Below are 16,281 nucleotides of genomic sequence, written 5' to 3' on the forward strand. Positions count from 1 at the left end.
TTTATCAACGATACAAGGAAGTGTCACAAAATGAATTTGAACAAAATAAAAGGAAGCACCTATTACATAGATGCACCAACCAACTGTGGAATATTCATCTTTAAAAATAAGAACTGCTTGATTATAGACACCGGTATAAATAACGGAGATGCTAAAAGAATAGAAACTATACTAATTGAAAATAATCTCCATCCCAAATATATAATAAATACCCATAGTCATATGGATCACTGCGGTGGCAATCTATATTTCAAAAAAAATTATCCTGGCTGCCTGGTATATACTTCAAAAGGCGAAAAAATATTTATGGAAAATCCGGATCTTTTTTCCTCCATACTCTCATGCTGCCATCCTTCAAAGGCATTCAACAAAATTAATAAGTCCATAGATGTAGATTTTATTTTAGATTATGGTATTAATAAATTAAATGATGAAAAATTTAACATAATTTCACTGCCTGGACATTCTAAAGACCATATAGCTATAGTTACTCCAGAAAAAGTTTGTTTTCTCGGAGATTCTATATTCAGCAGTGAAATATTAAATAAATATTCTTTACCTTACTTATATAATATAGAAGATAGCCTGTCCTCTCTAAATACTATAAAAGAATTGGAAGCAGATTATTTTGTAATAAGCCATTCTGAAAAAATACTAACTAAAGAGGAAATAATTAATTTAGCCCAGGCTAATATTACAAATATATGTAAATATGAGGATGAAATATTAGCTCTTCTAGACCAACCCTTAACCAGGGAGGATATACTTGAAAATATCACCATATTAAATGAATTATCCCTGGATTTTCATCAATACCACTTGAATTTTTCAGGTGTATGTGCCTTTATAAACTATTTGTACGATAATAAACTTGTGGATTATTCCATAGAAGATGGCAAACTATATTACTTTAAAGCATCTCACTAAAATAAACTACTTTTTATCTTATTGCTGCTTTCACTGATTACTCCATAATCATATACGGCTATTAAATTTCCCGAATATTTGGTGACCTGACCTGTTGTAATCTCTTTTACCTGACTATTGACAGGATCATCTATATATATTTTACCAGCCCTTGTAATATGTATATTATTCTTATCCACATATTCTGACAATGCATGGGTCTTCCAGTTGGTACCAGTAGATTGGAGATCCGTTACAAATATTTTATTTACCTTATCATTATCTCCATTACCTATATAAACATTATTTTCTTTATCCGTGTTTAATAGATAGTGCATTGCATTTTCTCCTGTAGCTATTACTCCACCTTTTCCAGTTCTTATCCTGTTATAGGTTCTGTCCTCATAGATTAGCTCATCACCATTTTTCGTATTTACAGCTTTTATATTTCCAAGTTCGCAGTTTACAAAATTAACTAGATTCATTTGATTCATAATATTTACTCTGTATATTCTGCTTCTTCCGCCCTCTCTACCTGAACTTATATAAGTTACATTACTTGCTCCGGAAAAGGCTATATTTTTAACTTCATATTCCTCATCTGGAAGCAGTATAGATAATGCTTCGCTACTTTCATCCTTTTTCAAAATATAGGTAGCATCTTTTTTAGGATTATAGGATTCAAATTTTAAATAACTGGATTCTCCTTCAATGGATTTTTCCGCTATAAGAATATTATTGGTATCCAAAAACCAGGTGTAATAGGATAATTCATTACCATCAGCTAAAGTTACTTCTTTTTTATCATTATTTGATGTATCAATTACAACTATTGATTCACCATTATAGTAGGATATATACTCTCCACTGTGAGAAATTTTTATATCCTTTGCATCCTCTGGAACTTTCACATTAATTTTGTTGGGTTCTTTCTTTGAAGATATATCTACTTTTTTTATATTGAAGTTTGACTCATCATTAAAATAAAATTTATCCATAAATAAAAGAGCTGTCACCTCTATAATTATTGGAATTAAAGTCCACATAATTATTCTCTTAAGTTTTTTCATCTATCACACTCTCCTCTAAGGCTTCACATATAATACCGTAGCTACGGTTCTCTCTCCATTCCAATCGCAAGGATCGTTTATTACTTCCCCATTAAAATACATAGTAGTAGAAGAACCTCCATCTAAATTGCTGGCATTAACTACCCCCTGCTGCAAGAGTATGTTTTGTATTTCTTTTAAGGAGGCACCTGTTTTCAATCCCTTTCTTCCATCTACAACTAGCATTACTATAGTCCCATCTGCTTTCTGTCCTATGGCTGTTCTGGGATTCAAACCTTCATTTTCTACGGATACAGTCTTTCCATTTATTATTAGAGAATTTCTGAAAGAAATTGCCTCCTGTACATTTTTATCTAAAAGTTCCTGCAGGGTATGATCTCCAACTATAAGTCTGCCATCTGAAGTAAAAGCTGTAACATTTATTTTCTCTGAATAGTTAACATCACTATATATTAGCTTTCCCCCAGATATTACAATTCCCTCAGGATAAGCTCCCGTTCCCACCCACAGCTTGCCGCTGGTGGTTTTATCTGTAAATCCTCCTCCATTTATAGCAGCTACAGCCCCATTACGCTCTGCTATTTCACTTGTTCTCTCCCCTACTTCTTTTAACTTGCTGGTATATCCCACCTTTATTCTCTTTGGATCATTTATTTCAAGAATATAACCATCAAATTTCCTATTACTTATATCATATCTTTTAATATCATTATCACCCTCATGACTTATATTTACACCATTGGGATTTTCTTTTTCCGCACTGGTAGTTTCTCCGCTTTTTCCCTGATTGAGTATTTTAGTTATCTCATCATCAGACAAAAAGATAGTAGCTATATACTGATGGCTGAAAGTTGCCATGGCGGTGCCTACTACCTGGCTTTTTACATTCTTAAAAGGTCCATAAAATACCAATATAGGACCTGCAATAATAAATACTATTAATTCATATATTAGAAATAAAATAAGTGATTTTAAAACACTCTTTTTCTTTTTTCTTTTTTTCTTTCTACGCCTATTTTCTGAATTACCCATAAAATTATACCTCCATACAATATAGGTACTATTTTACTATTATTTTAAAATTATTTCCACTGGAAAAGATACGGGTACTAAATTTGTAACATAATATTTATAAAATTTACATTGATAATTTATAAATCTAAATAGAAAAGCTGACCCCCCTTACAAAAACAAGGTGGTCAGTTTTTAATCTAAATTATCGTCCTATATCAGTTCTAAAATACATTCCTTGAAAACTTACTTCCTTCAAATTATTATACGCTGATTCAATTGCTTTATCTAAATTATTTCCAAGTCCATAGACAGATAAAACTCTTCCTCCAGAGGTTATAAATTCTCCATTTTTTATTTTAACTCCTGCTGCAAAAATATTATTTGAGTTTTCCATACCTTCTATGGTAAAACCAGTACTATATTTCCCCGGATAGCCTTTAGAGGCGGCTACTACCGAGCAGCAGGCACCCTTTTCCCACTGTAAATCAAATTTGTCAAGCTTTCCTTCAAGGGAAGCTTCTATAAGCTCTACCAAATCACTTTTCATTAAAGGAAGTACTGCCTGGGTCTCAGGATCTCCCATTCTTACATTGTACTCCAGAAGATAAATTCCTTTTTTAGTTATCATAATTCCAAAAAAAATTATTCCTATATAATCCAAGTTTTCCTGCTGTATTCCCTTTAATGTGGGATTCATTATATTTTTCTCAAAATCCTTTAATACTTCCTTACTACAATAAGGGTTTGGAGATATAGCTCCCATACCTCCAGTATTTGGCCCTTTCCCCCCATCATAAATCTGTTTATGATCCTTTGCAGACATAAATGGAATAATGCTCTTTCCATCTGTTATTGTGAGTATGGAAGCTTCCACTCCCTCCAAAAACTCTTCAATAACTACATTTTTTCCTGCCCCATTGAATATGTCTTTAACCATAAAATCCTCTATTGTAAACCGGGCTTCTTTATAATTTTTACATATGGATACACCTTTTCCCGCTGCTAATCCATCTGCCTTTATAACCACCGGATATTCACATTCTTTAATGTATTTCAAAGCCTCATCTTTATCATTGAATACACCATATTCTGCAGTTTTAATCCTATACTTTTTCATGAAATCCTTAGAATAAATTTTGCTTCCTTCAAGCATTGCAGCCTCTGACGTAGGTCCAAATATATTCAATCCCTTACTTCTAAATTTATCTACCATACCTTCTATAAGCGGGTTTTCAGGTCCTACTACAGTTAAATCTATTTCTGACTCCAGTGCAAAGTTTACAAGTTCCTCTATGTCTGTTATATCTATGTTAGTACATTTATCTTCTGCATGGGTTCCACCATTTCCAGGAGCACAAAATATTTTATCTACTTTTGGATTTTGTGATATTTTCCAGCAAATAGCATGTTCTCTTCCTCCTGAACCAATTACGAGTACTTTCACTATATACACCCCTTTTCAATTCACAATTCACAATTCACATTTTATAATTTAATGTTTAAAATGTCTTACCCCTGTAAATACCATTGATATTCCATTTTTATTGCATTCTTCTATGGAGTCCTTATCTCTTACAGAACCTCCTGGCTGAATTATTGCCTTTATTCCGTATTTTGCGGCTTCACAAACTACATCATTAAATGGGAAAAATGCATCAGACGCAAGTACTACTCCATCTCCTGCCCTATCCAGTGCATGACAAGTAGGCCATATTCTGTTCACCTGGCCTCCTCCAATACCTTTGGCCATGAAGTCCTTAACTACTACAATGGCATTTGATTTTACATATTTACATACTTTCATTCCAAAGATCAAATTATTTATTTCCTCTTTTGAAGGTTTTTTATCTGTAACTACTTCCATGTTTTCTACCAGTTTGTCGTCCGCAGACTGCACCAGTATTCCTCCATCTACTTTAGCTATTTCCATACTATTAGTAGGTTTTACACTGCATTTAATTATTCTCAAATTTTTCTTTTCCATCAATACTTTTAAAGCTTCTTCATCAAAATCCGGTGCAATAACTATTTCAACAAAAATTTTTGATATCTCCTCTGCAGTTTTTACATCCAATTTTCTATTTACAGCTATAATTCCTCCAAAAATTGAGGTAGGGTCACATTCATAGGTTTTAACATAAGCTTCATACAAATCTTTTCCAAGTGCCACACCACAAGGAGTGTTATGTTTAACTGCCACACAGCATATTTCTTCAAATTCATTTACTACTTTCCAAGCTATATCCATATCCTTTATATTGTTATATGAAAGCTGTTTACCATTTAGCTGGGTAAAATCTTTCATAGGGGCAGTTCCTGCTGTAGCAGTATAGTAAGCTGCACTCTGATGTGGATTTTCTCCATATCTTAAATTATCCATCTTTTTGTAAGAAAGACTTAAATATTCGGGATAATCTTCTTCCAGAAGGAAATTGCTTATAGCCCCGTCATAAGCAGACATTAGATTAAACACCTTTCCCGCTAGTTTTTTTCTAAAATCATAGGGTACATCTCCCTTTGAATCTATTTCTTCAATTAATTTTGAGTAGTCTCCCACATCTGTAACTACTATTACGTCCTTAAAATTTTTAGCAGCAGCCCTTATCATTGTGGGACCACCTATATCTATAAACTCCACCTTTTCTTCAAAAGTAATATTGTCATCTACTTTATCAAAGAAAGGATACAGGTTTACTACTACCATATCTATGGGAAGAATATCCTTTTTAGCTATGGTATCCATATGTTCTTTATTATCTCTTTTAGCAAGTATACCTGAATGTATAACTGGATGAAGAGTTTTTACCCTTCCATCTAATATTTCATCAAAACCTGTAATTTTTGACACTTCTGTAACCTGTATATCATTTTGTTCCAGGTACTTATAGGTACCTCCTGTGGATATTAGCTCCACTCCTTTATTTTTTAAAAATTGTGCCAACTCCAATAAGCCTTCTTTATTATAAACACTTATTAATGCACGATTTATCATATTTAAACCTCCAATTACTTTATTTATAAATTTTTACTCTTTTCCCTTCCACTACTACCTTATCCTCAGAAATCAGCTTAATTACCTTTGGAAGCGCTTTATGCTCCTCTTTTAGCACCCTCTGTTGAAGCTCCTCCGGAGTATCTTCAAAATATACAGGTACTGCCTCCTGAAATATTATAGGTCCGCTGTCTGTACCTTCATCTACAAAATGTACGGTACACCCTGATATTTTAACTCCATGTTCCAGTACCTTTTCATGAACCTTTATGCCATACATGCCATCTCCACAGAAGGAAGGTATAAGGGAAGGATGTATATTAATCATTTTATTTTTAAATTGTGAAATCAAATCACCCTTTAGTATAGAAAGCCAGCCTGCACACACTATTAATTCAACTCTATTATGTAAAAGTTTCAGTATTTCATCGGAAATATTGGATTTATAAATTTTTCTATCCAATACGTGATATTCAATATTATTTTTTTTTGCCCTTTCCAGAGCATACACTCCCGGCCTGTCACTTATTAAAATATCTATAATACAATTTTTTAAATACCCACTATGAACAGCATCTATTATGGACTGAAAATCAGTACCTCCCCCGGAAGCTAAAACTGCTATTTTAAACATACCCTTTTTTCCCTTCTTTTCACATGTCCAATGATATAGGCTTTTTCCCCCATCTCATTCAAATCCTTTATTATATCTGGAGCATCTTTACTATCTACACAGAGTACAAAACCTATTCCCATATTATAAGTATTGTACATATGTTCCTCATCCACACCTAAATCCATTATATATTTAAATATCTCAGGCATCTCAAAACTATTTTTATCTATAACCGCTGTAAAATCTTCTTTAAACATTCTCGGTATATTCTCATAAAAACCGCCCCCTGTTATGTGAGCCATGGCTTTTATTTTAAACTTCTCCAGAAGTTTTAAGACCGGTTTTACATATATCCTTGTAGGAGTTAAAAGCACTTCACCCAAGGCACTTCCAAAGAAGTCAACTTGAAAGTTATCTACAAGTTTCCTAACCAAAGAGTATCCATTGCTGTGTACTCCACTTGAGGCTATTCCAACAAGTACATCTCCTTCTTCTACAGTACTGCCATTTATTATATTGTCTTTTTCCACAACTCCCACAGCAAATCCTGCCATGTCATATTCTCCTTTGGAGTAAAAGCCCGGCATCTCAGCTGTCTCTCCCCCAATTAGTGCACAGCCTGCATCCATGCATCCTTTCGATATTCCTTTAACCAATTCCGCTGCTACTTCTGCCTCTAAATTGGAACAAGCCAAATAATCCAGAAAAAACAGTGGTTTTGCACCATGACATAAAATATCATTGACACACATGGCAACGCAATCTATTCCTACAGTATCATATATTTTCATTTCAAAAGCTATTTTAAGCTTTGTTCCAACTCCATCTGTTCCAGATACAAGTACCGGATTTTTGTACTTGCCCAGTTCAAACATACCTGCAAAGCTTCCAAGTCCGTTTAAAACTCCTGGAATAAAAGTCTGCGCAGAATATTCCTTCATAAGTTTTACAGACTTATATCCCTCTTCAATATTTACACCAGAATCCTTATATGTTACCATAGTATACCTTCCTTTACTCTAAATAATTTTTATTTTTTTCCATAGGGGCCGATATAGGATATACCCCGCTAAAACATCCAAGACAATATCCCTTATTTTCATCATCACCATAATCAAGAGCTTCCAAAATTCCATCTATACTTATATATCCAAGGCTGTCCGCTCCTATTTCATCTCTTATTTCTTCTAATTTGGCATTGGAACCTATAAGTTCATTCCTGTAAGGAGTATCAATACCAAAATAACAGGGATATTTAACTACAGGGGAAGAAACTCTAAGATGCACTTCTGTAGCTCCTGCTCTTCTCAATATTTCCACAAGTTTTTTACTGGTAGTGCCTCTAACTATTGAATCATCTACAATTATCACCCGTTTACCCTCTACATTTACTTTAAGAGGATTGAGTTTTACAGCCACTGCTTTAGATCTAAGTTCCTTGGAAGGAGAGATAAAAGTTCTTCCCACATATTTATTTTTTATAAAGCCTATGCTATAGGGTATTCCTGATTCTTCTGAATATCCTATAGCAGCTGGTATACCAGAGTCAGGAACTCCGATTACCACATCTGCTTCTACTGGATTTTCCCTGTAAAGTATTCTTCCAGCTTTCAGTCTTGAAGTATATACATTTATTCCATCTATGGTACTATCCGGTCTTGCAAAATATATATATTCAAAAGAACATGTTTGACATTTTGTCTTTTCTGCAAAATTTATGGATTTAATTCCATCTTTATTTATTATAACAATTTCTCCCGGCTCTACATCCCTTATAAAATTAGCACCTATGGAATCCAGGGCACAACTTTCAGAACAGAGTATGTAATCTCCATTCAATTCTCCCATACAAAGCGGCCTTATTCCATTTGGATCTCTTACCCCTATAAGCTCATTTTCTGTTAAAATTACAGTGGCATAGGAACCTTTAACCGCCTGCACTGCATCTACTACAGCTTTTCCTATATCTTTTTTTGATCCCCTTGCAATAAGGCTTAAAATAATTTCTGTGTCTATAGATGTTTGAAAGATATATCCTGCTTCTTCTAAAAGATCCCTTATAATATCTGCATTTACTAAATTTCCATTGTGGGCTATAGCAATAGAACCCAATTTATACTGTGCTATAAGAGGTTGTGCATTATTCAAACTACTAGCTCCTGCAGTAGAATATCTAACGTGTCCTATTGCACTATTACCCTTTAGTCCATTTAACAATTCCCTGTGAAATACATCAGAAACCAATCCCATTTCCTTATGATACTTTAATTCACTTCCATCTGAAACTACAATTCCTGCACTTTCCTGCCCTCTATGTTGAAGGGCATAAAGGCCATAATAAGTCAAAGACGCTACGTCTATATTATTTTTAGAAAATACCCCAAATACTCCACACTCATCCTTAAATTTATCCTCTTCCATATCAATGCAGGAGCACTCATTAAATTGCTCATTTAAACCACTCATTAAAATTTCTCTCCTTTTTACCATAAATAGTAGAATGAAATTAGTTGTCACTTATTCTTCTTAGTATTTCTTCATAAGCTTCCTTTACATTTCCCATATCACGTCTGAATCTATCCTTATCCAATTTCTCATTGGTTACTGCATCCCATAATCTGCAGGTATCCGGAGATATCTCATCTGCAAGTACTATTTTATCTTTAAATTTTCCAAATTCTAATTTGAAATCTATAAGTTTTATACCTAGTTTTCTAAAAAACAACTCAAGTATATCATTTATGGAAGCTGTCATGTCATATATGGTTTTAAGTTCATCCCAGGTGGCAATTCCTATTGCAACTGCATGATAATCATTTATAATCGGGTCTCCTAAGCTGTCATCTTTATAACTTAATTCAAACACAGTAGTTTTAAGAGGTGTTCCCTCTTCAAGACCCAGTCTTTTTGCCATACTTCCTGCAGCTACATTTCTCACTATTACCTCTAGTGGTATTATATCTACTTTTTTACAGAGCTGCTCTCTATCATTTAATTTTTTCTCAAAATGAGTTGGTATGTTATTTTTTTCTAACAGCTCAAACAAACTGGAAGTAATATTATTATTAAGTATTCCTTTATCAGTAATCTGTCCCTTTTTTTCACCGTTGAATGCTGTAGCATCATCTTTATAATAAATTATTACTTTATCCTTATCATCTGTTTCATACACTTTTTTTGCTTTTCCCTGATAAATCATTTCTCCTTTTTTCATCTTTACAATTCAACCCCTTCTCCATTTTCCATTATAAATTTTTTTTTCATATTTTTTCTATACTCAACCAATTTTTCTCTAATTTCAGGATACTTAAGTGCTAAAATTTGTACTGCCAGCATACCTCCATTATAACTGTTATTTATTCCAACAGTAGCTACAGGTATGGATTTTGGCATCTGAACTATTGAAAAAAGAGAATCAAGCCCAGAAAGTGCTGCATTCAATGGAACTCCTATAACAGGAATAACAGTTTTAGATGCTATAACTCCTGGAAGGTGAGCCGCGAGTCCAGCACCGGCAATAATACATTCACAATTTTCCCTCTCTAATTTCTCTATAGTCTGTAAAAGCTCTTCAGGTACTCTATGTGCTGACAAAATAAAAGCCTCATAATCAATATTAAATTCTTTTAAAGCTTTAGCAGCACCTTTCATCTTTTCTATATCAGATTTACTGCCAAATATAATTGCAACTTTCATCTGAATCCTCCTTAAAATTTTATAGGTTTCAGAGATATATTAAATAAAAAACAGGTAGGTATTTCATCTGATATTTATTTTTCCATATCTGAACCTAAAATATTTCATAAATATAAAAAAAGATTTCATAAACTCATAACTTTGAATCTATATGAAACCTTAAAATCGACAAACTAATTTAAAACTTAACAAAAAACATCAAGCTTTAAAGGAATTCATCCATAGACGGGAAATTTACGGCTTCCTGTAGAAACTCCTAAACCACATTATTAGGATTATATGGATACTTTATTTGTTTATGATATAATTATATTAACATATGAAATTATATAGTTCAATATATTAGACTTAATTTTCAATTCAATATTCGTGTATTTTAAAATTGCATTACATTTTACATCAATAATGTTCACACCATTACGAACATTATTGTGATAATATCAAAAACAAAAAATTTATCGCAAGGAGGAAAAGTATTTTCAATGAAATTAGTATGCTTAGGAGATAGTTTAACTTCGGGATATGGAGTCTTTAAAGAAGATTGTTGGGTATCTCTTATAAGAGACCTATTAAAAATTGAAGTTTTGAACAAAGGAATAAATGGAGATACCATGCCTGGAATGTTATCCCGTTCCTATAGAGATGTGGTTAAGAATCATCCGACTCATGTAATTATACTTGGAGGCTCTAATGACTTTATGGCTGGCAGACGTTTAAAACTTGTAACAGACAATTTAACTGAAATAATAAAAGAATCTTTAAATGAAGGAATAATCCCTATAGTAGGCACAGAACCCATAATAGATAAAACACTGGCTGAAAGAAAATGGGATGGAACTGTAGATTATGATAAAATAAATATTCTACTGAACCATTATAGAAATTGGATATTGGACTTTTGCACCAAAAATAACATTCATTATATAGATTTTCACCACTGTTTCTTGGAAAAATCAAAGATATCATCTAACAATTCCCTATTTATAGATGGTATACATCCCACAAAAACAGGCCATAAATTAATAGCAGAATGTATTATCAAGTTTTTTAATGAAACTCCAATAAAATAGGATAAACAATCACTAACTTTCCTTAATGCCTTTAAAGTCTAAAACACACTATCTTGTACAAACTGGTGGTGTGGCTAAATATAACCTTGGGATAAACATTTTGGTATTAGCCTACTCTTTATTGAATTCTAATGAGCAAAGTGGTATACTTAAATCGAAATATAAGTTATATAATATTTAAAATTATACTATGTGTTTTACTAAATACTTATATTATAGAGGAGGATTTATTAAAATGAATACTACTTACTGCCTTTCCCATATACCCGAAGAGATAAAGAAACAGGTAACAGATTTAATATCCAAATCTGGAATACCAGCAGAGGATTTTATAAAGGGACTAGCTGATTACTATAATGTAAAAAATGCAAAGGCAGATTCAATAGTCCTTGATTATTCAAATTACTGGAATAGTTTCGTAGATTAATACAGGTTGAAATTCATACCTTATAGCCAAGCTATAAGGTATATTTTATGGTATTAATATACTTTAAAAAGTTTATACAAATAATATTTCCACAGAGCAGGTATTTCCCTGATATACCCTGTAATTTCCCTGTTCTTATAGGTATACACAAATACCCCTGAATAGCTTCCCTCTATCCCATGACTCTCAGCCATTAAAGATGCTCTTTTTAAATGATATTTATTAGATACTATTACTGCAGTTTTAAGACCTTTCTCCTCCATTACCCTTTTAGAATTTGATAAATTCTCCATGGTAGACATAGATTTATCTTCCATTATTACCCTTGATGAATCTATTCCCTTATACACCAGATAATTCTTCATAGCTTTAGCTTCTGATATATTTTCTCCCGGGCCTTTTCCTCCAGAAACAATAATATAATCTCCATAGCCTTTATCATAAAGTTCAAGACCTTTATTCAACCTCCATATGAGAAAAGGACTCGGAGTGCTGCCATAAACCCTGCATCCCAGCACAATTATACAATCTGATTTTTTAGGTTTTGCATTTTCCCCAAAATAAATTATCTGAATTTCTGTTATTAAAGCAAGTAAAAATATAACAATTATAAAATACAATACAAATTTAATACATTTTTTCATATAAACCACCTAAAATTATCCTCTTTAATATCATAAATTATTAAAGATATAATTTCAATCCAATATGATTTAACAATCTATTAATAACTAGTTAAATTTTAACATTAAATAAAAACAACCCGTTGAAAACTATTAGCTTTCAACGAGCTTGCCTTACATTCATTCAAAATTTTTTAATTAAAATGTCAATAACAAATTCAAATAGATTTAACATGGATTTTATGCCAGCATGGCAAATCTAAATATAAATAATATTGCAAGTACATATATTATAGGATGAACTTCCTTGTATTTTCCTGTAGCAATCTTAACTATTGGATAGAATATTACTGCAGCAGCTATACCATTTGCTATGCTATAACTAAATGGCATGAATGCTATAGCAAAGAAAGCTGGAAGCGCTTCTGAAAAATCATTAAAATCTATTTTAGTAACTGCTCCCATCATAAGCACTCCTACAATTATAAGTGCTGGAGCCGTAGCTTGTGTTGGAACTATTCCAACTATCCCTGAGAAAAATAATGCAAGTATGAATAATATTCCTACTGTAACAGAAGTAAGTCCTGTTCTTCCACCTGTTGACACCCCCGATGTAGATTCTACATATGTAACAACAGTACTGGTTCCAAGCACTGAGCCAACAGTAGTTGCTATTGAATCTGAAAAAAGAGCTTTATGCATGTTCTTGAACTTTCCATTTTCATCAACCATACCTGCTTTTTCAGCCGTTCCAACCAAAGTTCCTATAGTATCAAATAAATCAACTAAAGTAAATGTAATAATTACTGTAAGTACACTGGTAATGGCCCCTATTACTCCTGCTTCCACACTAAAGAGACCCTTAAAATCAAAAGCCAGGAATGTAGGTGCCAGCGAAGGTGGAGCACTTATTACCTTTATTCCAGCAAGATGGGTTACTCCAAAAGGTATGCCAATTATCGTAGTTAAAATTATCCCAATCAATATTGATCCCTTAACATTCCTTGCCATAAGCACAGCTGTAATTAAAATGCCTATAATAGCCAGCAATACTCCAGGACTAGTCAATTTTCCAAAAGCAACCAATGTAGCCGCATCCGATATTATAATGCCTGAATTCTTAAGACCTATTAGGGCTATAAAAAGTCCAATACCTCCTGATATGGCAAATTTTAAATTTCGTGGAATGGCATCAACAATTTTTTCTCTTATAGAAGTTACAGTAATTATTATAAAAATTACTCCCGAAACAAAAACTGCTGACAGAGCTTGTTCCCATGTATATCCCATGCCTAAACAGACACTATAAGTAAAAAATGCATTTAACCCCATTCCCGGTGCCTGTGCAAAAGGAAGATTTGCATAGAGTGCCATAATAAGAGTTCCTATTGCCGCAGCTATACAGGTAGCCGCAAATACAGAAGCCACCAAAGGATCATTTGCTACGGACAATCCAGCTTTTACAGCTGCATCTCCCATAAGTCCCCGAGAATTCATCCCTGCCTGCATAAGTATATTGGGATTTACAAAAATTATGTAGGCCATAGTTATAAAGGTGGTGATTCCCGCTATAATTTCTGTCTTTACACTGGTATTATTTTCTGTTAACTTAAAAAATGAGTCCAGCTTGGTTTTTTCAACATTCATATTAATACCTCCAAAAATAAAAAAATTTCTAACATGAATTACGGGCAATCCAAATTAGAAAATAATAAAAAATATTACTTTCCCGTGATTCACTCATAGTCAAGGATTTTTGGTGCCTTGGTAGATACTCTTGAACCATATTATCAAGATTATACGAATGATTTATCGAAAAATTTAGTAAATTTACGTAATTATCTTATCATTATATATGTAATAAGTCAATATTTATGTTTTAAAAAAGTTAACAATATATCCTAATACACAGTTATGATAAATTGGGTTTATAGCTTGTCTACTTTCTTGCAGTATATAAAATATACAATATTATAATTACTATTAAAAAGGGAATAGAAAATACTATTTTAAAAGCTATGCCAATTAGTGCCATAAATAAAGCTATAACCATTACTATTCCTACCATTGGCAGCACTATAACTCCTATTACTGATAATATAAGGCAAAAAGTTAAAATTATCATTATAATACCGATTAAAGTAATCATACATTGTTCCCTCCTTTTTTCAATCCTATCATATTTTCTATATCCTTCAATATAATACTTCTATAATTATAATCAATATTATATAACTGAAATATCGCCTCATCTAACTTTTTTTCAAACATATCATTTTGTTCTCTTTGGTGAATCAATTTACTCACTAATTTTTCTATATTATTTGCGTATACAGTACTAGAATTTATTATAGGGATCCTATCCAAACTAAATTTTTTGATTTGGGGGGTGGAGTTAGCATTAGTTATTAGAAAATTTAAATAATACCATTGAATTAATTTTGAATTCAATAATCCTAGAATATAATAGGGAGAAAACCTTTCATCCAAGCATATTATACCATATAGTGATTGTTCTATTATACTCCCTTTTGTATCTAAAGCTGATATTAAATGTTTTCCTGTTTTCCTTATGATTATTTTATTTTTGGTTGTAAGTTTTTTTATATCACTAGTTCCCCCTTTTATGTTACAGGGAATAAAATCATAGTAATAATTATTTAATACCTGAAACTTTTTTATATTCTCACCCTTTAATATTTCAACTTGGTTTTTATTCAATCTAAAAGGAGTTATTTTTTCCTTATATCCTATAAATCCTGTAAAAGTTTTACATATATCACCAAGTACTAAACTGTTTTTATCAATAGAATTTTTTATATGTAAACTTTTACTACTATGATAATAGAAAAATTCACAATTCAAATTTTTTGTATATTCATTTTGCTCTACATTATATATACTTTTTTTATATACATTTACTTTTATTTTATTGTGTCTACTATACTTGTTTTCAGCTATTATAATCATAGTATCTGTATTTATCTCTGGAAATTTTATTTCAAATACAACATTTATTATATTATATTTTTCAAGCAACTTTTTTCTGAAATCTTTATATTGAAGATTGCTTGCCAATCTGTCTGGAATTATAAACCCAAATCTTCCCCCTACTTTTAAAATTTCCATAGATCTTTTTATAAAATATTCGTACAAATTAGGCAGATATGTATTACCCTCGTAATTTTTACTGTAGTACTCTTTCAAATTATCCTCTATATCCTTTTTATGCTTTCTGCTCAAAGAAACCCAGGGAGGATTTCCAAGTATATAGTCATATTTTTGTTCCCAAAACTCTCCTATGTGTGAAAATTCATGTTCCTTATGTTCTTTCTCCCATCTTATCAGACTGTTGCAGCATATAATATTATTTTTAAAATTAAAATTAATTCCACTTTTTCCTATCAGGTTTATTTTGGCAAGTTCTACTGCTTTTTCATCCAAATCTGCCCCGTATATACATTCTTTAAGTATATGATAACTCAGGTTAGAATACTGCCAGTATTCTAACCCATATATATTTTTCAATCCATTTTTAGTTTCAATAATATACCTTTCATCTTTAAATTTACATCGTATACTTTCTAAATTTTCATTGAATTTTCTCATTAAAATGTCATATGCCTTCAATAAAAAATAGCCGCTTCCACATGAAGGATCCAGTACTTTAACAAAAGGATTTAACTTAACATCTAAATTTGACAAGGTATTTTCTACTATATATTCTACTATAAAATAAGGGGTATAAAAACTTCCCCTTTCTTTTCTTTCTGACTTGTTCATTGATTTTTCATAAACCTCGCCAAGTACAGTAGAGTCATAGCGTTTCTCCATAAGCTCATATTTCTCCTCTCCTTAAAAATCCAA

Annotated in this window: 16 protein-coding genes and 2 riboswitches; of the genes, 3 read left to right on the forward strand and 13 right to left on the reverse strand. The window is 32.0% G+C overall.

Features of this window, described 5'->3' with window-relative positions:
• Positions 1–30: 30 nt before the first annotated feature.
• Positions 31–927 carry an MBL fold metallo-hydrolase gene (locus CKL_RS13105; protein WP_012103022.1) on the forward strand — a complete coding sequence of 299 codons (897 nt, stop codon included), beginning with the start codon at positions 31–33 and terminating at the stop codon, positions 925–927.
• Here the strand turns inward: CKL_RS13105 and CKL_RS13110 are convergent.
• The 9 genes from CKL_RS13110 to purE form a co-directional block, all read right to left on the reverse strand.
• Positions 924–1,976 carry a hypothetical protein gene (locus CKL_RS13110; RefSeq protein ID WP_012103023.1) on the reverse strand — a complete coding sequence of 351 codons (1,053 nt, stop codon included), beginning with the start codon at positions 1,974–1,976 and terminating at the stop codon, positions 924–926. The two genes, CKL_RS13105 and CKL_RS13110, sit on opposite strands and share 4 nt — an antisense overlap.
• Before the next feature lie 15 nt (positions 1,977–1,991).
• Positions 1,992–3,008, reverse strand: coding sequence for a phosphodiester glycosidase family protein (locus CKL_RS13115; protein WP_012103024.1), 1,017 nt, complete (start codon positions 3,006–3,008; stop codon positions 1,992–1,994).
• A gap of 184 nt (positions 3,009–3,192) precedes the next feature.
• Positions 3,193–4,434, reverse strand: a complete 1,242-nt coding sequence (gene purD, locus CKL_RS13120) for a phosphoribosylamine--glycine ligase (RefSeq protein ID WP_012103025.1) — start codon at positions 4,432–4,434, stop codon at positions 3,193–3,195.
• Between the two features lie 48 nt (positions 4,435–4,482).
• Positions 4,483–5,982 (reverse strand): bifunctional phosphoribosylaminoimidazolecarboxamide formyltransferase/IMP cyclohydrolase, encoded by a 1,500-nt coding sequence (gene purH, locus CKL_RS13125; RefSeq protein WP_012103026.1) that lies wholly within the window; start codon positions 5,980–5,982, stop codon positions 4,483–4,485.
• Positions 5,983–6,001: 19 nt separating this feature from the next.
• The gene (gene purN / locus CKL_RS13130) at positions 6,002–6,616 is read right to left on the reverse strand and encodes a phosphoribosylglycinamide formyltransferase (RefSeq protein ID WP_012103027.1); all 615 of its coding nucleotides are present in this window, start codon (positions 6,614–6,616) and stop codon (positions 6,002–6,004) included.
• Complete coding sequence (gene purM / locus CKL_RS13135) at positions 6,604–7,599, reverse strand: phosphoribosylformylglycinamidine cyclo-ligase (RefSeq protein WP_012103028.1); 996 nt, start codon at positions 7,597–7,599, stop codon at positions 6,604–6,606. The genes purN and purM overlap by 13 nt, the downstream gene beginning before the upstream one ends.
• Before the next feature lie 13 nt (positions 7,600–7,612).
• Positions 7,613–9,064 carry an amidophosphoribosyltransferase gene (gene purF, locus CKL_RS13140; RefSeq protein ID WP_012103029.1) on the reverse strand — a complete coding sequence of 484 codons (1,452 nt, stop codon included), beginning with the start codon at positions 9,062–9,064 and terminating at the stop codon, positions 7,613–7,615.
• A 40-nt stretch (positions 9,065–9,104) separates the two neighbouring features.
• Entirely contained in the window at positions 9,105–9,812 is a 708-nt protein-coding gene (gene purC / locus CKL_RS13145; protein WP_012103030.1) for a phosphoribosylaminoimidazolesuccinocarboxamide synthase, read from the reverse strand.
• 2 nt (positions 9,813–9,814) lie between these two features.
• Positions 9,815–10,294, reverse strand: coding sequence for a 5-(carboxyamino)imidazole ribonucleotide mutase (gene purE, locus CKL_RS13150; protein WP_012103031.1), 480 nt, complete (start codon positions 10,292–10,294; stop codon positions 9,815–9,817).
• Positions 10,295–10,496: 202 nt separating this feature from the next.
• A riboswitch (purine riboswitch) is annotated at positions 10,497–10,597 on the reverse strand.
• A 179-nt stretch (positions 10,598–10,776) separates the two neighbouring features.
• Between purE and CKL_RS13155 the strand changes: the two genes are divergently transcribed.
• On the forward strand, positions 10,777–11,364 hold the full coding sequence (locus CKL_RS13155) for a GDSL-type esterase/lipase family protein (RefSeq protein WP_012103032.1): 588 nt from the start codon (positions 10,777–10,779) through the stop codon (positions 11,362–11,364).
• 235 nt (positions 11,365–11,599) lie between these two features.
• Entirely contained in the window at positions 11,600–11,791 is a 192-nt protein-coding gene (locus tag CKL_RS13160) for a hypothetical protein (protein ID WP_012103033.1), read from the forward strand.
• Between the two features lie 53 nt (positions 11,792–11,844).
• Here CKL_RS13160 and CKL_RS13165 read toward each other — a convergent pair whose 3' ends face one another.
• The 4 genes from CKL_RS13165 to CKL_RS13180 form a co-directional block, all read right to left on the reverse strand.
• Entirely contained in the window at positions 11,845–12,435 is a 591-nt protein-coding gene (locus tag CKL_RS13165; RefSeq protein WP_012103034.1) for a YdcF family protein, read from the reverse strand.
• 219 nt (positions 12,436–12,654) lie between these two features.
• Positions 12,655–14,061 (reverse strand): NCS2 family permease, encoded by a 1,407-nt coding sequence (locus tag CKL_RS13170; protein ID WP_012103035.1) that lies wholly within the window; start codon positions 14,059–14,061, stop codon positions 12,655–12,657.
• 76 nt (positions 14,062–14,137) lie between these two features.
• Positions 14,138–14,238: riboswitch (purine riboswitch) on the reverse strand.
• Between the two features lie 115 nt (positions 14,239–14,353).
• A complete protein-coding gene (locus CKL_RS13175) occupies positions 14,354–14,563 on the reverse strand; it encodes a hypothetical protein (protein ID WP_041700830.1) in 210 nt (69 codons plus the stop codon).
• A complete protein-coding gene (locus CKL_RS13180) occupies positions 14,560–16,248 on the reverse strand; it encodes a TaqI-like C-terminal specificity domain-containing protein (RefSeq protein WP_012103036.1) in 1,689 nt (562 codons plus the stop codon). Before CKL_RS13180 ends, CKL_RS13175 begins: the two co-directional genes overlap by 4 nt.
• Positions 16,249–16,281 lie beyond the last annotated feature (33 nt).

It is taken from the genome of Clostridium kluyveri DSM 555 (assembly GCF_000016505.1).
Taxonomy (GTDB): domain Bacteria; phylum Bacillota; class Clostridia; order Clostridiales; family Clostridiaceae; genus Clostridium_B; species Clostridium_B kluyveri.